The sequence below is a fragment of the Humibacter sp. genome (assembly GCF_035547335.1).
Lineage (GTDB): Bacteria > Actinomycetota > Actinomycetes > Actinomycetales > Microbacteriaceae > Humibacter.
In genome coordinates, this window is sequence record NZ_DASZVF010000011.1 from 1 (window position 1) to 19,022 (window position 19,022).

The following is a 19,022-nucleotide window of genomic DNA, read 5'->3' on the forward strand; positions in this document are numbered from 1 at the left end:
ACGCATCCTCGTCGTCGTGGGCAGCGCGGATGCCGCGGCCCACCGTCAGTTCGAGCGCCTGAGCGCCGATCTAGAGCCGACGACCGTTCACCATTCGCCGTCATCGCTGCTCGACGGCTCCGCCGGCCGGTTCCGGGTCGAGGGCGCGCTGACCGCCGTGCGCATCTCGCCCGACGAGCGGATCGCTCCGCACGCATCCCACGAGCTCGCCGACCGCTTCGCCGCCAGCGTCGCGAACGCCCTCGATGCTGTTGATCTCTCGGAGCTGACCATCGTTCTCATCGGAGGAGAGACCGCGCGTCTGCTCCTCGACCGGCTCGGCGTTCGTCACGTCGACGTGCGGGGCACGGACGGCGGAGGCATCGTCTTCGGCGTCGCGTCCACGGGGTACGGCGGAAGGATCCGCATCGTGACCAGACCCGGCAGCTTCGGCGACGACGATCAGCTCAGCACGCTCGTGCGCTCGATCGCCCCGATCCCGAACCCGTCATCATCCGCTCGAGAAGGAGAATCAGCATGACCGACCAGCACACGCCCGTCATCGCCGTCACCATGGGCGATGGAGCGGGAGTCGGGCCGGAGGTGGTCGTCGAGGCGGTCATCGACCGCGAGGTCGTCGAGGAGAGCCGGCCGCTCGTGATCGGCGATCTCACGCGTCTGCGGCAGGCGGCAGCGATCCGCGGCGTCACCGCGAACATCGTCGCCGTGGAGGGGCCGAACGACCCCGCGTTCGCGCCGGCCGCCGACCGCGTGAACGTCGTCGACCTGGCGCTGCTGCCCGCCGGCCTCCCCTGGGGCGCCATCTCGCCGGTGGCAGGCGACGCCGCCTACCGGTACATCGAGCGTGCGAGCGAATACGCGATGGCGGGCGACGTGCAGGCCATCTGCACGGCACCCCTGAACAAGGCGGCGCTGCACGCCGCCGGCCACGAGTTCCCCGGCCATACCGAGCTGCTCGCCTCACTCACCGGCACGTCAGAGGTCTCGATGATGCTCTCGACCCCCAAGGTCAAGGTCATCCACGTCACGACCCACCTCGGGCTCATCGACGCGATCGCCGCCATCGAGCCCGGCCTGGTCGAACGCACGATCCGGCGCGGATACGACGCGATGCGCGGCGCGGGCATCGATGCTCCGCGTATCGGTGTCTGCGCCATCAACCCGCACGCCGGTGAGAACGGCCTCTTCGGCTACGGCGAGGAGGCCGAGAAGATCGAACCGGGCATCGCTGCAGCGCGCGCTGCGGGCATCGACGCTCGCGGACCGCTGCCGGCCGACACCGCGTTCTTCCTCGCCTCCCGCGGTGACTACGACCTCATCGTCGCGATGTATCACGACCAGGGCCACGCACCCATCAAGGTGCTCGGCATCGAGGCCGGCACCAACATCACCGTCGGCCTGCCCGTCATCCGCACCTCGGTCGACCACGGCACCGCGTTCGACATCGCGGGCACCGGCAAGGCCGACTCGCGCAGCATGGTCGAGGCCCTGCACCAGGCCGCGCAGCTCTCGCGCGCAGCCGGCACGCGCCAGGCTTAGGTGAGCGGGATGACCTCGGTGTCTTCGGTCGAGCCGACCACCGTGAGCGAGACCGTAAGCACCGCACCATGCGATGCTCCCTCGATCCGCCAGACGCGGCGGTAGACGGTTTCGAGGCACTGCTCATGGAACTCGATCGCGCCGTCCGACGAGAGACCTGCGCGCGTCGCGGTGGCTGTCTTCCGGATCTCGTCGTCGAACCATAACGAGGTCTCACCCGCGACCCACTGGTCCTTGGCGCCGTTGACCCAGTGATGAGCGCCATCCGCGTCCACCAGCTCCAAGGTCCAAAGGTCTGCTTCGCGGACGGCCCTCGCCGAAGCGATCCCGAGGCGGTTGAACGCTGCCGCGAACTCACGACCTTCCAGTTCGTGAGATCCATCTGCCAGGTGCGGCCCGCTGATCTCGAGTCGCTCGATGTGGTCGCGCAGGTCGTTCGTGCGATCGTTCGACGCAGCCTGCCCGTCCCCGAGGATGCCAGGAAGAAGGTGGTCCCACACGAGATCGGGAATCCGCCAATTCTCCTTCTGACCGGCGGTGATAGCCACGACAGTATCGAGCTCCGGCAACACGAACGCGAATTGCCCGAACGCACCGTCCGCCCGATATGACGAGTGTCGCGAGCGCCAGAACTGGTATCCGTATCCCTGGGCCCAATCCGGTGCTGTGCTCGAGTTGTCGACCTGTTTCGAGGTGGACGCATCCACCCACGTCTCACTCAACAGGCGACGTCCTTTCCAGACCCCTCGCTGCAGATAGAGCTGTCCAAGCTTTGCGATGTCTTCCGTCGTCGCTCTCAGGCCTGTGCCGCCCAAGGGAATACCGGCCGGGCTGGTGGCCCATGGCCGAACAGGAATGCCCAGGGGATCGAACAGACGCGGCCTCAGATATTCGCCGACCGTCTGACCAGTACGAGCCGCGAGTGCCGCCGAGAGAACGTACGTGGCTCCCGTGTTGTACAGAAAGTGAGAGCCAGGAGGAAACGTGAACGGCACGTCGAAGAACACTCGCACCCAATCCGAATCAGGGAGAGCCTTCATGATCGGGAAGGTGTCCGTCTGGTGTCCCGTGGACATGGTCAGGAGGTCGTGAACGCGTACCTCGCTGGCGGCCTTCCGGGCCGCACGGCTCGCCTGGCCGGGGAAGAACGCAAGGATGGGCTCATCGACTGAGAGCAGCCCATCATCCTGAGCGAGCCCGATCGCCGTCGACGTGAAGCTCTTTGAAATCGAGAACATCATGTGCTCACGCTCAGGCGTGTATGGCGCCCACCACCCTTCGGCTGCAACATTCCCGTGGCGAACAACCATGAAGCTGTGAAGACCGGCATCCGCTGCATCCGCGGCTGAGAGGAACGCATCGACTGCTCTCGCCTCGATGCCCTCATCCACGGTCGAGGTTCGCGGAAGGAATGTCTCTGTCATGCTTTGATTCCTCCTGTTCCGAGTCCCGAGCGCCAGAAGCGCTGCAGGAAGATGAATGCGATGATCAGCGGCACGACCGAGACCAGCGATCCTGTGATGACGATGGTCTGCAGCGGCGTCTGCCCTGCGTACTGCTGGGAGTTCCAGGCGTAGAGACCCAACGTGATGGGGTACAGGTTCTGGTTCTGCAACATCACGACCGGGAGCAGGAAGTTGTTCCAGATCCCCACGAACTGGGTCAGAAAGATCGTGATGATCCCGGGGATCATGAGCCGGGATGCGATGGAGAAGAACACACGGAAGTCGCCCGCACCGTCGACTCGCGCGGCCTCGAGAAGCTCGTACGGCACCGCAGCCTCCGCCGAGAGCCTGGCCAGGTAGAAGCCGAACGGGTTGACGATGCTGGCGAGGAACACACCCCAGAACGTGTTCGTGAGATGCACCTGGGAGAACAGCAGGAATAGAGGCAGTGCCAGCGCCGTGCTCGGAACCAGCACTCCACCGAGCACAATCGAGAAGAGCGCTTCGCGACCGCGGAATCGGTACATGGCCAAGTAGTACCCGGCCATCGCCGCGATGAGGGTGCCGACCGCCGCCCCACAGACCGAGTAGAGCACGCTGTTCAGCGCCCACCGGAAGAAGAGGCCGTTCTCATAGCCGAACAACGATCCCAGGTTCGTGAACAGCTGTGGGCTGGCGATGGCGAAGGCCGGCGAAGACGACAGGGTGCCTGCGGACTTCGTCGCAGCGAGCAACAGCCAGTACAGCGGCAGGATGAAGTACGCGGCCCATGCGGTCAGCACTGCAAAACGGAAGATCAGCGCTGCCCGATCTCCCGCGCTGCCGCGGATCTTGGTGCGTCGGTGCACGCGTAGGGACGGTGCGACCTCGGACTGGGGCACCGTGGTCATGAGCGTCCTGCCCTTCTTGCAATGCTGAGCACCGCGAACGACATCACGAAGGTTGCTGCCGCCAACGTCACCGAAACAGCGGCCGCGTAGCTGTAGTTGCCGCTGACCGCGTTGTTGTACGCGAGCATGTTCGGCGTGAAGGTGCTCGTGATCACTGACGACGCGGCGCGCAGAATGGTCGGCTCGGTGAAGAGCTGGAGGGTGCCGATCACGCTGAAGATGGCCGACATGATGACGGTCGGGCGGATGAGCGGCAGCTTGATGCTCATCGCGATCCTCAGGTTCGAGGCACCGTCGATGCGTGCCGCCTCGAAGAGCTCCTCCGGAATGGATGTCAGAGCCGTAGACATCAGGATCATGTTGAACCCGGCCCAACCCCAGATGCCGATGTTGGCGATCGACGGAAGCACGAGCGCTCCGAGAAGGGGCAGGTTGATCCCAATCTCGTTGAGTGGCGACGTCTGGGGCTGGTACAGCGTCGACCACATGATGGACGCGATCACGCCGGGCACCGCGTAGGGCAGGAAGAACAGCGCCCGATAGACGTTGCCGGCGCGCCTGGGTATTGCGGCGATCAACAGAGCAAGGAGCACGGCGATCACCGTCATGAGCGGCACCTGGATGAGCGCGAAGACGATGACGCGGAGGATGCCGCTCGTGAAGCTGGTATCGCCGAGCACAGCGGCGTATTGCTGGAACCCGGCGAACTGCGTCGACGTGGTCCCGAACACTCCTCCGGTCCGCACTACTTTCAGCGTGCTCTCGTAGAGCGCGTAAACGATCGGAACAACGAAGAAGAGCAGGAACGGCACGAAGAACGGACCGAGAAACCCGAGCCTGACGAGGAGCGGGCGGGCGCGCCAAGCGCGCCTGCCCACTCGACGAGGCGCCCCCAATGCAGCCGAAGTCACTTGGACACGACCGGGATCGACTGGCTCTTCAGATCTGCGACCGCTTTCGCCTGAGCCGCCTCCAAGCTCTTGAGTACGGTGGAGCTTCCGTTGAACGCCCCGGTCAGTGCATCAGAGATGTACCCGTTCAGATTCGTCTGATCCGGCGACCATGCGAAGTTGTGGTTCGTGCCCTCGCTCATCTTCTGGAAAACCTGCAGCGTCTTCTGGTTGTTGTAGTACGGCTGAGGTGTGTCGAGTGCGCCGCTGTTGGAGTACTGGATGGACGACCCGGTACCGCTGTTCTGGTAGATCGCTTTCGATGCGTCCGGATTCGTTGCGAGCCAGTCGGCGAACACGGCGGCTTCGTAGGGGTGCTTGGTCCCCTTGAGTACAGCTGTGGTCGACCCTCCCCAGTTGCCGCCCGCGGAATCGCCTGCCGTCCACTGCGGAAGCTCTGCCACCGCCCACTTGCCAGAGGCACTCGCGGCGTTGGTCTTCATGATGTCCTGCTCCCACACGGCGCCGATCGCGGTCGCGATGGTGCCGTCCGACCAGCCCTTGTACTGCGCCGGAGTGAGAGGCTCGATGCTCGTGTTGACAAGACCCTTGTCGATCATCTGCTGCCAATAGTCCGCAACCTTCTGGATCGGCGCGCTGTGCATGTCGATCACGAACTTGCTCCCCTGGTACGAATAGGGCTCAGCGCCTGCCTGCCAGATCAGGCCGGTGAGAACCCCCGGGCCATCCTGGGGTGCGAAAGTCGTCATGGCGATCGCCGGGTTCTCCGACTTGAGCTTCTGCGCATCCGCCATGTAGTCGGCCCACGTCTTCGGCACGGTGAGGCCGTACTGCTTGAAAATGTCGGTGCGGTAGTAGAGCGCGAGAGGTGCCGTGTCTAGCGGTGTCGCGTACAGGTCGTTGCCGCCCAGCGTGACTTGGCTGTAGGTCCACGGGACGACGGCCTTCTTGAGGTTCTTCACGGGTGCGCAGCCGGCGATGTTCGTGAGATCGTTCTGAGCCCGGAAGTTGGCCAAGTGGTCGTACTCGATCATCGCGACGTCTGGCTGATTGCCCGCTTTCAGCGCGTCGAAGTAGTTCTGATACGCGACGTTCCCGCTGGCCAACGCGTTGTACTTGACCTGGATGTTCTTGTGCGTCTTGTTGAACTCCTCGACCGCAGCCTTGCCGTGGTCCTGCCAACCCCAGTAATCGAGCGTGACCTTGCCCCTCGACGGCTGGCAACCAGACGAATCAGACGAGGCGTTGGCCGACCCGGACGAGCAGCCGGAGATTCCCACGCCGACTGACGCGACCACTGCGATCGCGATGATGCTGGCCTTCAGCTTGCCCATCAACTTCTCCTCCTCGAGACCCCGCAGCTGCCACCGGCGAGCCGCGAGCGAAAGGCCGATGCTCGACCCGGAAGAAAAACTAGGGTCGCGACGACTGCCGTGTCAAGTTTCAGTCATAAATATGAAACTTACGACAGCTGGCGCGCGGCGCGAGGGGCGCGACCACGCGCTCCGAGCAAGGTCGATCGCATTGCCGACGACTCGGCGATCGTGCCGGGGATTTCTGCGTACGCGATCCGGTTCAGCGCACGGCGCCCGTGCTTTCGCGAACGATGAGCGAAGTCGCGAGGTCCAGACGCCCGATCGAACGGTTCCTGCGACGACGATCCAGGACCAGCGTGACCGCCATTTCCGCCATTTCGCGCAGCGGCTGGCGCACAGTCGTCAGCGGGGGATCGGCCAGCTCCGATATCTCCAGGTCGTCGAAGCCGACCACGGAGAGCTCGTCCGGGATGCGGATGCCCCTGCGTGCCGCCGCCTCGTACACTCCGAACGCCTGCACGTCGTTGAGCGCGAAGATCGCGGTCGGCGGGTCCGCGAGGTCGAGGAGTACCTCTGTCTGCGTGATCGCCAACGGCTTGTGGTAATCGCCTACCGCGATCAGCTCGGGGCGATCCGGGATTCCCGCTTCGCTCAGAGCCGTGCGATAACCCGCGAGCCGAGCGCGCGAGGAGAGCATGTCCTGCGGGCCGGTGATGACGCCGATAGCTCGGTGGCCGAGCTTGATCAAATGCGCCGTCGCCATCAGGCCGCCGAACCAGTTCGCGGCACCGACCGCGGGTACGTCAGGGTCTTGGCACGTGACCGGATCGAGTGCGATGAAGGGGATACCCTCGGCACGCAGAAGCCGCTTCTCCTGGACCGACAGACCGGCGAAGACAACGATCACGGCGGCCGGCCTCCGAGCGATCGTGCGCTGAACCCAGCCTCTGCCGGTCGCGCGCATGTGGCCGGTCTCTGTCAGCATCGTCGAGTAGCCGAGCTCTTGCGCCGTCTCCTCGACCCCTTGGAGAAGCTCCATCATCCAGGAGTCCAGCTCACTGCAGACCACCTCGACGAGTTGAACGTCGCCTTCGCTTTCTCGCCGTTGATAGCCGTGGTCACGGAGCAGCTCGAGAACCCGCTGTCGGGTGGCGTCGGCGATGCCGGGACGACCGTTGAGCACTCGGGACACGGTCGCCAGCGAAACCGATGCCTCGGCGGCGATGTCCGCCAACGTCGTTCGTTCCGGCCTCGACCCTTCGTCGCGCCCCGTCCCGCTCACCGCCGCCCCTCCTGTCTCACGACGAGCGGAGGCGGCGCCGTGCTGCTTCGAACAACGAGTGTCGTCTGCAGCTCGACGTGCGGCTGAGAGCGATGCCACGGCCGCTGCTCGCCCTGTCTCAGGGCGAGGCGCGCGGCCTCCTCCGTCATGTCGGCGAGTGGCTGGCGCACGGTGGTGAGCGCCGGGCCGATGAGAGTCGTGAATTCGAGGTCGTCGAAGCCGACGACCGAGACATCCTCGGGGATCCGCAGACCCAGTCCTCGCGCCGCCGCGTACACCCCGAGAGCCTGTGAGTCGCCGCCTGCGAAGATCGCCGTCGGCCGTTCCGTCATCATCAGCAGCTTCCGGCCCTGGGCGAGGCCGCTCGCGCGGTCGAACCGGCCGGGCAGCACGAGCGCGTCGTCGGCCGGGATGCCCGCTGTCTGCAGCTCTCGACGGAAGCCGTCGATGCGCAACCGGGATGTGAGCATGTCACCGGGACCCGTGATCGCGCCGATACGGCGATGCCCGAGCCCCACGAGGTGACTGGCTGCTTGCTGACCGCCGAGAAATGCCGAGGATGTCACCGTCGGGACGTCCTCCCCTGGGGAACGCCCGGGATTGACGAGGGCGAAGGGGACGTTGCGCGCCCTCAGACGACGCCTCTCCTCTTCGCGCAATCCTTCGAGGACCAGCACGATCGCTCCGACGCCGCGCTGCACCACCCCCTCGATCCAGGAGCGCTCCGGCCCGTGGTGATCGCCCGTCTTTGAGATGATCACGCTCATTCCGTTGGGTCGCGCGACGCGCTGGATGCCACGGACCAATTCGACGGCCCACGCATTGTGGAAGTACGGCACGACGAGCTCGATGAGCGGCGCAGAATCGACCGCCCTGGTTCTGCGCACGTAGCCCTGATCCCGGATCGCCGACTCGACCTTGAGTCGATTGCGCTCCGACACACCACTACGTCCGTTGAGCACGCGCGAGACCGTCGCGATCGACACCCCGGCCTCATCCGCAATCCGAGCCAGGTCGGCCTTCCCACCGTCGGATGGCATCACACCTCCCCACGGGAGCCACGGGGCACAGTATACGAGCGCTCAAGCAACGCTCAGATCACAGCCGTCGCGCTCGCCGTTCATCACGGGGAACCGCGACGCCCAACCCGTGGGCGACGCACCGGAACGAGCCCGGAGCGCGAGACGTCCCTACGCGACGCCCTGCGCCACGAGCTTCTTCACCATGTACTCCTGCACGGCTTCCTGGCCGCCCTCGGATCCGAATCCGGACTTCTTGCGACCTCCGAAGAAGGTGTCGCGCGCTCCGACTCCGAACCGGTTGATCGTCACCATCCCGACATCGAGGAGGCGCGGCAGGCGCTGCACTCGGTCGGCGGATGCCGTGAACAGATACGCCGCCAGGCCGAACTCGACGTCGTTCGCCCGGGCGATCACCTCGTCCTCGTCGTCGAACGGCGTCGTGACCGCGATGGGCCCGAACGGCTCGACGCGCATCAGGTCCGCCTCGTCAGGCACGTCGGCCAGCAGCGTGGGCCGCCAGTAGTACCCGACTCTGTCGTCGCCGGTTCCGCCCGCGGCCAGCACCGCACCCTTCGCCACCGCGTCGTCGATCAACGGCTGCATCGCGTCGAACCGCTTCTGGCTGGCGAGCGGCCCCATCTCGGTGGCCGGGTCCAGCCCGCTTCCCACCTGAACGGCATCCAGTGCCGCGGCATACCGCCTGACGAACTCGTCGTGGATCGAGCGGTGCACGAAGAAGCGGATGGGAGACCCGCACGACTGGCCCGTGTTATGCAGTTTGCTGCCGACGGCATCCGCCACGAGCTTGTCCAGGTCGGCATCCTCGAAGACGATGACCGGCGCGTGGCCGCCGAGCTCGAGCATGATCGGCTTGACCTCCTCCGCGGCGGCACGGGCGAGCTGCCGGCCGACGCCGACCGATCCCGTGAACGACACCTTGCGGATGAGCGGAGACGAGATCAAGGCGGACGAGATGGCGACCGGGTCACCGAAGACCAGGTTCAGCACACCCGCCGGCAGCCCGGCGTCGTGCAGGGCCCGCGCCAGGGCCACGGCGCTGGCCGGCGTCTCCTCTGCGGCCTTGATCACGACGGTGCAGCCCGCGGCGAGCGCGGCGGCGACCTTGCGACCCGGCACGGTCAGCGGGTAGTTCCAGGTCGTGAAGGCGGCGACCGGCCCCACCGGCTCCTCGATCACCATGGTCACGCCGTCCGACAGCGCCGTCGGCAGCACATTGCCGTACCGGCGCGGCGCCTCCGTGGCGAGGGAGTCGATGATGTCCGCCGTGTAGTCGACCTCGTCGAGCGAGTCGCGAAGCGGCTTTCCCATCTCCAGCGTCATGGCGTTCGCGATCTCGTCTCTGCGCTCGCGCAGATTCGCGGCCGCGACCATCAGGATCCTCGCCCTCTTGTGCGGCGAGATCAGCCTCCACGACCCGAAGGCGCGAGCGGCGGCTTCGTTCGCTGCGCGCACGTCGTCCTTGGTGGCGACGGCGACGTGTCCGATGATCTGCTTGGTCGCCGGATCCTCGACGGGAAGCTGCGAACGACCCTCGCCGCTGACCCAGCGGCCGTCGATGTAGAGAGGTGAGTCGGGATACGTGGTCATGGTTCGCCTTCTGTTCAGAGTTTCACGCCGCCGGAGAGCAGGTCGATCTTCCAGAAGCGCTGCAGCGACAGGAAGATGATCGCCAGCGGCAGGATGGACAGCAGCACTCCGGCGATGACCAGCGAGTACTGATTCGGCTGGCCGCCGGTCGGCATGATCATGCCGTACATGCCGAGCGTGAGCGGGTAGAGCTCGTTGTTCGACAGCATGACGAAGGGCAGCAGGAAGTTGTTCCACACCGCGATGAACTGGATCAGGAACACCGTGATGAGGGCAGGGAACATCAGCCGCAGCCCGACCGAGTGGAAGATGCGCCACTCGCTCGCGCCGTCGATGCGGGCCGCTTCCACGATCTCGTCGGGACCGGATGCCTCGGCGTAGATCTTGCAGAGGTAGATGGCGAACGGGCTGACCAGCTGCGGCAGCAGAACGCTCCAGTACGTGTTGGTGAGACCGACCTGAGCGAGCAGGAGGTACTGCGGCACGGCGAGCAGCACGGGGGGAAGGAGCACGGCGGCCACGATGGTGCGGAACACGGCCTTGCTGCCCCAGAACGTGTACTTGCCGAGCGCGTAGCCGGCCGCGCCGGCGATCAGCGTCGAGACGACGCCGCCTCCGACCGCGTAGATCACGGTGTTCAGCGCCCAGCGCAGCCAGATGCCGTTGTCGTACGTGACGATGCCCGCGAGGTTGTCCCAGAACGAGCCGCTGAACGATGGCAGGAGCGGTGGGGTCGAGAACAGCTCGCCGTTGGACTTCGTGGAGGCGATCAGGATCCACAGAACGGGCAGCACGCAGTACAGCGCGCCGACGATGAGGATGATCGTGGGCACGAGCCCTGCACGTCGCGAACCGCGCTTGCGGCGCTCGGCAGGATGCCTGCGCACAGCCGGCATCTGCCGGTCGAGTGCGTCGCCTATCGCCTGGCTCATCGCGCGCTCCTTCTGCTGATCCGGTTGCCGACCACGTTCACGATGACCGTCGCGCCGACCGTCATCACGAGCAGCGTGAAGGCGCTGGCCGCACCGCCGTAGATGTTGTTGTTGACGAACGCATCCGAATAGACGCGCATCAGAGGAACCCAGGTGGAGCTGATGGCGTTCGTCAGCGGCTTGAGGGTCGTCGGCTCGTTGAAGAGCTGCAGTGCGCCGATCACGCTGAACAACGCGACCATCGACATCGCAGGGGCGATCATGGGCAGCTTGATGCGCAGCGCGATCTGCAGCTCATTTGCGCCGTCGATCTGCGCGGCGTCGAAGATCTCGGCCGGTATGGAGCGCAGCGCCGTGAACAGCACCACCATGTTGAAGCCGATCACGCCCCACGTCGCCACATTGGCGACGGCGAAGAAGATGCCGACGCTTCCGAAGTAGTCGATGACCTGACCGCCGATCGGGCTCGTCGCCGGCAGGTAGAGGAATCCCCAGAGCAGCGAGGCGATGACACCGGGAACCGCGTAGGGAAGGAAGATCGCGAGACGCCACACGCCCGTGAGCCGCGCCTTGTTGGCGTCGAGGCACAGCGCGAACAGCGCGGCGAAGAAGAGCGTGGCCGGCACTCCGATGATCGCGATGATGAACATCCTGCCGAGGCTCGACCAGAACTCCGGGTCGTCGAGGGTGCCGATGTAGTTCTCCAGCCCGGCGAAGACCTGGGCGGTGGAGGTGCCGAGCAGCCCGCCGGTCACCTGCACCTTCAACAGGGAGAGCACGAACGCGTACACGGCCGGTGCGAACGTGAAGAGCACGAGGAGGATCACGGCGGGGGCGATGAGGAGCACGGGAAGGGCCGGCCCTCGCCGTCTGCGCCGCACGCTTCGCGATCGCAGTGGAGCTGTCGCGACGCCGTCGCGTTGCAGGGTGGTCATCGGGTCTCATCCTCTGTCATGGACGAGCGGTGCGTCGCCGCGCACCGCGAACGGATGCCGGGGGGCAGCGAGCGCCGCGCTCACCGGCGCGGGTGCGGAGCAGGCATCCAGCCCCGCTCCGCACCCGCACTGATTCACTTGACTTTGTAGCCGGTCTTCTTCATGTCGCTCACCGTGCTGGTCTGCACCGTCTTGAGCGCGTCGAGGAACGACGTGTGGTTCTGCACAGCCTTTCCGAAGGCATCCGAGTAGCTGTTGAACGTGATGTTCGCGTCGGGTCCCCAGATGTCGAAGCCGCGCACGTTCGAAGCGAGCTGCTTCATGAGCGTGTTGTAGTCGGGCTGGTTCTTCATGAAGGGCGGAGGCGTTTCGAGCGCGGGCAGCGACTGGTACTTCTGCGCCGCGGGGAAGACCTGCACGTTCTTGATCAGCAGGTTGATGCCCTCCTGCGTGTTGTTCATCCAGTTGGCGAACTTCGCCGCTTCGGCCGGATGCTTCGAGTCGGCCGTGACCGCCTCGACCTCACCGCCCCACGTGCCGATGGCCTTGTCGCCGGCCGTCCACGCCGGGACCGGCGCGGCGACCCAGTCGCCGGCGGTGTCCGGTGCGATCGTCGGCAGCTGGTTCGGCGCCCACTGGCCCGATACCCAGCCGAGGATGTTGCCGGTGTTCATGTCGGTGTTCCACTGGGTCGACCAGCTCGGCCCAGGCGCGATGACGCCGTCGTCGAGCAGCTTCTGCCAGTACGAGGCCACCTTCTGCGTCGCAGCGTCGTCGATGTTCACCGACCACGTGTTGCCGCTGGTCGACCACCAGTTGGCGCCTGCCTGCTGGGCGAGGCCGGCGAACCACTCCGGGCTGCTGGCGTCGAAGTTCATCAGGTACTGCTTAGGGTTGGCCGCGTGCACGATGGCGGCATCCTTGGCGAACTCGTCCCAGGTGGCGGGCGGCGTGGTGATGCCGTCCTTGGCGAGGAGATCCTTGCGGTAGAAGAACACCAGCGGGCACACGTTCTGCGGCACACCGTAGGTCTTGCCCTCGAACTGCACCTGCGACAGCGTCTCCTTGCTGAAGTTCGACAGGTCGGAAACGTACTTGTCGATCGGCACGACCACCTTGTTCGACACCATCATCGGCAGCGCCTGGTACTCGACCTCGGTCAGGTCGGGGTTGGTTCCCGCCTTGTTGTCGGTGATCAGCTTGTTGTAGAGCGTGTACCCCGTGCCTGACGGCTTGATCAGCTTGACCTGGATCTTGGGGTTCTCCTTGTTCCAGGTGTCCACCAGGGTCTGCATGCCGTTGTCCCAGTTGGTGAACGTGAGGTGCACGACACCGCCGGACGACGCCGTGCCCGAGCCGTTGCTCGAGCTGCAGCCGGTGAGCACCGACGCCGCAGCTGCTGCGACGGCCACCGCGGCGAGCAGCGGCGCTCGCTTCTTCCGGGTCATTGTTATCTCCTTCGATCGTGGATGTTCGTGGTGCGGGGTTGATTCAGTAGAGCCAGTCGGCAGGATCCGGTGCCAGCGCGTCGAGTTCGCCCCAGAGCTCGTCGGCGATGGGCAGTTCCGCCAGTTCGAAGAGCCCGTCGAGCTGGTCGGGCGTGAGGGCCCCGACGATCGTCGAGTGGATGTCGGCGTTGCGCATGCTGAACTGCAACGCGGCCGCGGGCAGCGGGATGCCGTGTCGCTGGAGCAGCGCACCCATCGCCTGCGCGGCATCCAGGACCGCTGGCGACACCGTCTGGTAGCCGTACATGTCGAGTTGCACCGGGAACGACGAGAGGATGCCTCCCCCGAACGGCGCCGCGTTCAGGACACCCAGTCCCGACTCGTTGGCGTGCCGGATGAGCTCGGTCGCTGAGTGATCGACCAGCGTGTACCTGCTGTGCGTGATGAGCGCGTCGAAGAGGCCGGTGTCGACGAAGCGGGTCAGCAGGTCGACGGGCGCTCCCGAGATGCCGATGTGGTCGACGATGCCCTCGTCCCGAAACGCGACCAGCTGTTCCACCGGACCGCCTTCGGACATGGCGAATTCGTACGTGGTGTTCTCCGGGTCGTGCAGGAAGAGCATCGGCAGCCGGTCGACGCCGAGACGCGACAGGCTCTCTTCGAGCGAACGCCGCATCCGGGCAGCGGAGAAGTCGTTCGTGACCGGATCGCGGTCGAGCTTGGTCTGCAGCACGACACCGTCGGGCAGCCGGCCGCCGAGCATCGCGATCACCTTGCCGATGCGCTCTTCGCTCTGGCCGTAGTTGTTCGAGGTGTCGAGGTAGTTGAGGGGACCCTCAGCGAACCGCAGGGCCGTCGCGATGGAGTCGTCCTCCGCCGACCGCGCGTCGCTCCAGCCCGCCGTGCCGAGGCAGAGTCGCGACACGCTCAGTCCGGTGCGGCCGAGTTCGACGCGTTCTGCCGCGAAAGGCACGTCCACAAGCTGGTCTTCCATCGATCCTCCGTCTGTAAAACGATTAACATTCTGTGGACACGATGGAGACATGTCAAGCCGCGTTTTGCTGTCTGAGGCAACCTAAATCGGATAACATCGTGCGCAGAGCCGGGGCGGCGACAGGAGCGGAAGGGTGGGACGCAACCGATGACCGAAGGACGCGGCCCCGTTCGGGTGATCGATGTCGCGCGCGCCGCCGGCGTCTCCACCGCGACTGTCTCGAACGTCGTCAACAAGCCGCAACGCGTCGGCGTCCGCACCCGCCGCAAGGTCGAGCGGGCCATCCGGGAGCTCGGCTTCGTTCCCAATCGCGCCGCTCAGCAGTTGCGCATCGGCCAGAGCTCATCCGTCGGGCTGATCGTTCCCGACGTCTCCTACCCGTTCTTCACGGATCTCGCGCGGGGCGCGGAGGCCGAGGCCGCCGAGCTGGGGCTTTCGGTGTTCCTCGGCAACAGCGACATCGATCACGACAAGGAGGTCGGGCTCGTCAGGTCGTTCCTGCAACAGCGGGTGCGCGGGCTCCTCGTGGCACCCATCACGAGCCCGCGAGCGGTTCTGGACATCGCAGAGCAGGCGGATGTGCCGTTCGTTCTGGTCGACACCCCACCTTTGCTCGAAGGAAACGTCTCTTCGGTCGCCTCCGACAGCTTCGCCGGAGGTCGCATCGCCGTTCGGCACCTGGTCGAGCGCGGCAGCACGCGGCTGGGTTTCATCGGCTCGGATGCCGACCCCTCCCAGGTCATCGAACGGTGGCATGGCGCCCGGCGCGAGGTCGACGACCTGCCTGGCGTGACCCTCGAGCGGATCGCGCCCGACGCGCGCGGACTCCGGGCCGGGATCACGATCGGCCGTGCCATCCTGGAGCGTCCGGCCGACGCCCGCCCGGACGGCCTAATCGCGCCGAACGACGCACTCGCCGTCGGGGTCGTCAACGCGCTCGTCGCCGGCGCGGGCACTGATGTGTTCCGCGACATTCGCGTGATCGGATACGACGATCTCGAGATCGGCGCCTGCGCGGTCGTGCCGATCACGTCGATCCGGCAGTCGAGCGAGCTCATCGGCCGATCCGCCATCCGGCTCCTCGAAGAGCTGGTTGGCAGCGCGGAGCCGACGCATCGCCGGATCGTTTACGACCCGATCCTCGTCACCCGGTCGACGACGTAGGGTTTCGGCGCTCGGGAGACCGGACCGAATCTGTGCGCTACTCGCCCACGAACCCGACGGTGAGAACGAAGTCCGCCCGCACCTCTCGTCCGGCTTCGAGCACGATCGGGCCCAGGCTCTCCTGGTCGTCGGAACGGTACGGGCGAGAGGCCGGCTCGAGCGCGATCGTGGAGACGGCCCGCCACCACGGAAAGCCGTCCGTGGCGTTGTGCTCCTGCCACACGTGCAGATAGGGCAGCAGCGCCGCATCCCACCTCAGGCGCGCGAAAGCGCCGGTATCCGGCTCACGGATCTCGGCCTCGCCGCGGGCGACGGCCTCGAATGTGCGGAACGCGGAGACGCCGGCTTCGCCCTGTGGGAACTCGACGCCCACGTCCTGCCCGGCCACCAACACCTGGGAGCGCGGACCGACGACGGCCGACCCCAGGGCGGGATGCTCCGTCCAGCTCAACGTGCACGGCAGTTCCGACCGATTGGTCACCGCCTGCGCGACGTGCACGGTCTCGCCCACGACGCTCACGGTGCGCCGGATGCGCAGCGGCGCCGTTCGGAACTCCACCTCGTAGGTGCAGCTGGCGATGCTCGATCGCACCAGGTTCCAGCTTCGCCACGACGCCTCACCATGGAAGGGATGCTCGACCCCGTCCACCGTGCGCTCGTCGCCCGCGCTCGGCACGAGGGTGTGCCACCCGCCCGGATACCGCCGATGCCACTCGCGGCTGGACCCGTCATCCGGCTGCACCGGATCCCAGCGTTTGTCCGCCCACGGAGTCTCGAGCAGGAACTCCGTCGCGCCTTTCCGGTGGACGATGGAGGCGATGCGCGCGCCCAGCTCGTCCACGGTGACGGTGCGCTCCGCCGATCGGATGGTCACGATGGGCCGCGGCGCGACGTCGCCCGCCGCCACCGCTGCGGTCTCCGTCACAGGGCTGCTGCCCGCTGCGCGTTGCCCATCCTCGGTGCGAACGTGTTGTGGAAGATCGAGGATGCCGCACCCACGGCGCCGGCCTCGCTCGCCAGCACGGAGCGCTCGACGCGAACCGTTCGCGCCGAGTGCGCCGTCGGAACGGCGTTGATCTCCCTCGAGATCCGGCTCACGACGATGTCCCTGAGCTCGGGCTCGAACGCCGGCCCTCCGATCACCATCAGCGGCAGGTCGAGGAGGTCGATGAGCGCGACAGCGCCCTGCGCGATCACCTCCGCGATCTGCTCGGCGGCCGCGACGGCGTGCTCCTCGCCTCTGCCCACCTCCTCACAGAGCTCTCGGTAGGTCGTCCCCGGCCCGCGATAGCCGAGCTCGGCGGCGATCTCCGGAAGCGCCGAAGTGGGATTGCACTCCCTCACGAGCAGCGGTCTGCCCGCAGCGTCGGTGTTTCCGATGCGGATGGCGCACAGCTGCCCGAATTCACCGGCGTTCGAGCTGACACCCCGGTAGACGTCGCCGTTGAGCACGAGGCCGGAACCGATTCCGGTTCCGAAATAGAGGAAGACGAAGTCGCCGGCCCGCTTGGTGCGTCCCACCCATCGCTCCCCCACCGCGGCGGCTTCGCCGTCCTTCTGCACCAGCACGGGGCATCCGAGTCGGGTGGCCAGCATGTCGCGGAGGGGGGCGTTGCGCCAGGTGCGGGGGAGCGGGAGCTCGAGCAGCCGGCCGTCTGGCGTGATGGGGCCGGGCGTCGCGACGCCGACGCCGAGGAAGGATTCCAGGTCGATGTTCGACGTCTTCACCAGCTCGTCGACGGCATCGCCGATCAGGCCGACGAGGTCGTCGGGTGACACGTCGGTGCGGAGGTCGACGGCCCGCCGTTCGACGACGCCGCCGTCGAGATCGGAGAGCACGAAGGTCAGCGAGGTCGGGTCGACGAGCACGCCGACGGCGTGCGCGGCCTCGGCCCTCAACCGCACCATGGTGCGAGGCTTGCCGACCTGTTCCGTTCGCACCTGATCGCCTTCGACGACGAGGCCGCGGTCGAGGAGCACCCGAAGGATCCGCGACACCGACTGCTGCGTCAGCCCTGTGCGCTCAGCGACCTCGGTGCGGCTGATCACACCGGCCTGCCTGATGGTCTCGATGATGGTCGCCTCGTTGAACGAGCCAAGGTCGTACTGGTTCGCCCCGCTCTGCGTGGCGCGTTCGGTCTTGCGCGGCCGCAGGAGAAGCGACGTGGCGCGCGAGGCGGCGACGGGTTTGTCGCCCAGCTGTGTCATGGGGCCTCCAGTGCACCGTCCGGTCGGCGCACACCCGCCGCCCACGCGTCGTGCCCCGAGAGCTCGGCCGGGAATCGCGCCGCGGCACTCTCGTCGATGTCGATGCCCCACCCCGGCGCATCATTCGGAGTGAGCCAGCCGTTCTCGATTCGTAGAGTACCCGGGAACACCTCATGGGTGGCCTCGTTGTAGACGTGCCCCTCCTGGATGCCGAACGCCGGCGACACCACGTCGAGCGCCACATTCGCCGCGGCGCCGATCGGCGACGTATCCCCCGGGCCGTGCCACGCGGTGCGCACCCCGTTCACCTCGGCCAGATCGGCGAGCTTGCGGCCCGCGCTCAGCCCGCCGACATCGGACAGGTGGCTGCGGATGAGATCGACGCCCTTGCCCTGAATGAGCCGCGCGGCATCCTGGAACGAGGTCGTGAGCTCACCGACCGCGATGGGCACGGGACTCGCCGCACGCACCTCGGGCAGCCGGTCCCAGTGCTCGGGCGGCAGGACGTCTTCGAGGAAGAACAGCCGATACGGTTCCAGAGCGCGGGCGAGCCAGACGGCATCCTTGGGTGTGAGGCGCGAGTGCACGTCGTGGAGCAGTTCCACATTGTCGGGCAGCCGGTTCCTGGCGGCCTCGAACAGCGCGGGCGTGCGGCGCAGGTAGTCGCGGGCGCTCCAGCCGTTGCGGTACGGAGCGTCCGGGTATTCCGTCGGCACGGGCGGCGCACCGTAGCCGCCTCCTCCTGGCGTCGAGAGCTGCAGGCGCACGCATCGCTGACCCTGTTCGATGAGCTGTTCGGCGTCGTCGAGCGTCTCGTCGATCGTGCGTCCCGCTGCGTGCAGGTAGGTGTCCGCTGCCGCCCGCACCTTGCCGCCGAGCAACTCGTGCACCGGCATGCCTGCGCGCTTGCCCGCGATATCCCACAGCGCCTGGTCCACCCCGGAGATGGCGTTGTTCGTCACGGGTCCGCCACGCCAGTATCCGGTGAAGCCGATCAGCCTCGTGAGGTCGCCGATGTCGCCCGGATACCGGCCGATGAGAAGGCGCGCGACGTGATCGTCGATGAACGAGCGCACGGCCATCCAGCGTTGAGTGAATGTGGCGCAGCCCAGACCGTAGAGTCCCGGCTCGTTCGTGTCGATCCGCACCACGACGAGCGCCGTGCCCTCCGGCGCCGTGACGATCGCGCGCACCGAGGTGATGCGCAGGTCGGTGCGCGGGCGCCAGGGGTTCTCGAAGTTGTTCATCGTCTCTTTCTTCTCGGGTGATCTCGTGGTTGTGCGCGCTGAGTACTGGGCCGCGGGCGCCCTACCTCGCCAGGCCAGGGC

The 19,022-nt window shown here is 66.5% G+C and carries 17 protein-coding genes; 3 read left to right on the forward strand and 14 right to left on the reverse strand.

Going from position 1 to position 19,022, the window contains the following annotated elements; genetic code table 11:
• Both VHB92_RS03720 and pdxA read left to right on the forward strand, forming a co-directional pair.
• Window positions 1-520: nucleotide-binding domain containing protein (locus VHB92_RS03720; protein ID WP_325451521.1), on the forward strand; the 520-nt coding region annotated here is incomplete at its 5' end.
• Window positions 517-1,539 (forward strand): 4-hydroxythreonine-4-phosphate dehydrogenase PdxA, encoded by a 1,023-nt coding sequence (gene pdxA, locus VHB92_RS03725; protein WP_325451523.1) that lies wholly within the window; start codon window positions 517-519, stop codon window positions 1,537-1,539. The genes VHB92_RS03720 and pdxA, both read left to right, overlap by 4 nt.
• Here pdxA and VHB92_RS03730 read toward each other — a convergent pair.
• The 11 genes from VHB92_RS03730 to VHB92_RS03780 form a co-directional block, all read right to left on the reverse strand.
• The gene (locus VHB92_RS03730) at window positions 1,536-2,930 is read right to left on the reverse strand and encodes a serine hydrolase (protein ID WP_325451525.1); all 1,395 of its coding nucleotides are present in this window, start codon (window positions 2,928-2,930) and stop codon (window positions 1,536-1,538) included. The genes pdxA and VHB92_RS03730 overlap by 4 nt on opposite strands.
• 29 nt (window positions 2,931-2,959) lie before the next feature.
• Window positions 2,960-3,874 (reverse strand): carbohydrate ABC transporter permease, encoded by a 915-nt coding sequence (locus VHB92_RS03735; protein WP_325451527.1) that lies wholly within the window; start codon window positions 3,872-3,874, stop codon window positions 2,960-2,962.
• Window positions 3,871-4,752 carry a sugar ABC transporter permease gene (locus VHB92_RS03740; protein WP_325451529.1) on the reverse strand — a complete coding sequence of 294 codons (882 nt, stop codon included), beginning with the start codon at window positions 4,750-4,752 and terminating at the stop codon, window positions 3,871-3,873. The genes VHB92_RS03735 and VHB92_RS03740 overlap by 4 nt, the downstream gene beginning before the upstream one ends.
• Window positions 4,753-4,781: 29 nt before the next feature.
• Window positions 4,782-6,119: an ABC transporter substrate-binding protein gene (locus tag VHB92_RS03745; RefSeq protein ID WP_325451531.1), complete on the reverse strand. Its 1,338-nt coding sequence runs from the start codon at window positions 6,117-6,119 to the stop codon at window positions 4,782-4,784.
• Between the two features lie 241 nt (window positions 6,120-6,360).
• On the reverse strand, window positions 6,361-7,335 hold the full coding sequence (locus VHB92_RS03750; RefSeq protein WP_325451533.1) for a LacI family DNA-binding transcriptional regulator: 975 nt from the start codon (window positions 7,333-7,335) through the stop codon (window positions 6,361-6,363).
• A 44-nt stretch (window positions 7,336-7,379) separates the two neighbouring features.
• Window positions 7,380-8,423 (reverse strand): LacI family DNA-binding transcriptional regulator, encoded by a 1,044-nt coding sequence (locus VHB92_RS03755; RefSeq protein WP_325451535.1) that lies wholly within the window; start codon window positions 8,421-8,423, stop codon window positions 7,380-7,382.
• A gap of 150 nt (window positions 8,424-8,573) precedes the next feature.
• A complete protein-coding gene (locus tag VHB92_RS03760; protein ID WP_325451537.1) occupies window positions 8,574-10,013 on the reverse strand; it encodes an NAD-dependent succinate-semialdehyde dehydrogenase in 1,440 nt (479 codons plus the stop codon).
• Between the two features lie 14 nt (window positions 10,014-10,027).
• On the reverse strand, window positions 10,028-10,945 hold the full coding sequence (locus VHB92_RS03765) for a carbohydrate ABC transporter permease (protein ID WP_325451539.1): 918 nt from the start codon (window positions 10,943-10,945) through the stop codon (window positions 10,028-10,030).
• On the reverse strand, window positions 10,942-11,880 hold the full coding sequence (locus tag VHB92_RS03770) for a sugar ABC transporter permease (RefSeq protein WP_325451541.1): 939 nt from the start codon (window positions 11,878-11,880) through the stop codon (window positions 10,942-10,944). Before VHB92_RS03770 ends, VHB92_RS03765 begins: the two co-directional genes overlap by 4 nt.
• Before the next feature lie 134 nt (window positions 11,881-12,014).
• Window positions 12,015-13,328, reverse strand: coding sequence for a sugar ABC transporter substrate-binding protein (locus VHB92_RS03775; RefSeq protein ID WP_325451543.1), 1,314 nt, complete (start codon window positions 13,326-13,328; stop codon window positions 12,015-12,017).
• A 43-nt stretch (window positions 13,329-13,371) separates the two neighbouring features.
• On the reverse strand, window positions 13,372-14,322 hold the full coding sequence (locus tag VHB92_RS03780) for an aldo/keto reductase (protein ID WP_325451545.1): 951 nt from the start codon (window positions 14,320-14,322) through the stop codon (window positions 13,372-13,374).
• Between the two features lie 147 nt (window positions 14,323-14,469).
• Between VHB92_RS03780 and VHB92_RS03785 the strand changes: the two genes are divergently transcribed.
• The gene (locus VHB92_RS03785) at window positions 14,470-15,486 is read left to right on the forward strand and encodes a LacI family DNA-binding transcriptional regulator (protein WP_325451547.1); all 1,017 of its coding nucleotides are present in this window, start codon (window positions 14,470-14,472) and stop codon (window positions 15,484-15,486) included.
• A 37-nt stretch (window positions 15,487-15,523) separates the two neighbouring features.
• On the opposite strand, the gene VHB92_RS03790 is transcribed toward VHB92_RS03785, so the two are convergent.
• From VHB92_RS03790 to VHB92_RS03800, 3 genes are read right to left on the reverse strand one after another with little or no spacing between them, the layout of a single operon-like run.
• Window positions 15,524-16,411, reverse strand: coding sequence for a hypothetical protein (locus VHB92_RS03790; RefSeq protein WP_325451549.1), 888 nt, complete (start codon window positions 16,409-16,411; stop codon window positions 15,524-15,526).
• Window positions 16,408-17,694 carry an ROK family transcriptional regulator gene (locus VHB92_RS03795; RefSeq protein WP_325451551.1) on the reverse strand — a complete coding sequence of 429 codons (1,287 nt, stop codon included), beginning with the start codon at window positions 17,692-17,694 and terminating at the stop codon, window positions 16,408-16,410. The genes VHB92_RS03790 and VHB92_RS03795 overlap by 4 nt, the downstream gene beginning before the upstream one ends.
• A complete protein-coding gene (locus VHB92_RS03800) occupies window positions 17,691-18,941 on the reverse strand; it encodes an enolase C-terminal domain-like protein (protein ID WP_325451553.1) in 1,251 nt (416 codons plus the stop codon). Before VHB92_RS03800 ends, VHB92_RS03795 begins: the two co-directional genes overlap by 4 nt.
• Between the last annotated feature and the right edge of the window lie 81 nt (window positions 18,942-19,022).

Bases quoted from the DNA above. Each gene is read 5' to 3' on its own strand.
- pdxA (WP_325451523.1), top strand. From the start codon at position 517: ATGACCGACCAGCACACGCCCGTCATCGCCGTCACCATGGGCGATGGA.
- VHB92_RS03735 (WP_325451527.1), bottom strand. From the start codon at position 3,874: ATGACCACGGTGCCCCAGTCCGAGGTCGCACCGTCCCTACGCGTGCAC.
- VHB92_RS03745 (WP_325451531.1), bottom strand. From the start codon at position 6,119: ATGGGCAAGCTGAAGGCCAGCATCATCGCGATCGCAGTGGTCGCGTCA.
- VHB92_RS03755 (WP_325451535.1), bottom strand. From the start codon at position 8,423: ATGCCATCCGACGGTGGGAAGGCCGACCTGGCTCGGATTGCGGATGAG.
- VHB92_RS03760 (WP_325451537.1), bottom strand. From the start codon at position 10,013: ATGACCACGTATCCCGACTCACCTCTCTACATCGACGGCCGCTGGGTC.
- VHB92_RS03765 (WP_325451539.1), bottom strand. From the start codon at position 10,945: ATGAGCCAGGCGATAGGCGACGCACTCGACCGGCAGATGCCGGCTGTG.
- VHB92_RS03770 (WP_325451541.1), bottom strand. From the start codon at position 11,880: ATGACCACCCTGCAACGCGACGGCGTCGCGACAGCTCCACTGCGATCG.
- VHB92_RS03775 (WP_325451543.1), bottom strand. From the start codon at position 13,328: ATGACCCGGAAGAAGCGAGCGCCGCTGCTCGCCGCGGTGGCCGTCGCA.
- VHB92_RS03780 (WP_325451545.1), bottom strand. From the start codon at position 14,322: ATGGAAGACCAGCTTGTGGACGTGCCTTTCGCGGCAGAACGCGTCGAA.
- VHB92_RS03785 (WP_325451547.1), top strand. From the start codon at position 14,470: ATGACCGAAGGACGCGGCCCCGTTCGGGTGATCGATGTCGCGCGCGCC.
- VHB92_RS03795 (WP_325451551.1), bottom strand. From the start codon at position 17,694: ATGACACAGCTGGGCGACAAACCCGTCGCCGCCTCGCGCGCCACGTCG.
- VHB92_RS03800 (WP_325451553.1), bottom strand. From the start codon at position 18,941: ATGAACAACTTCGAGAACCCCTGGCGCCCGCGCACCGACCTGCGCATC.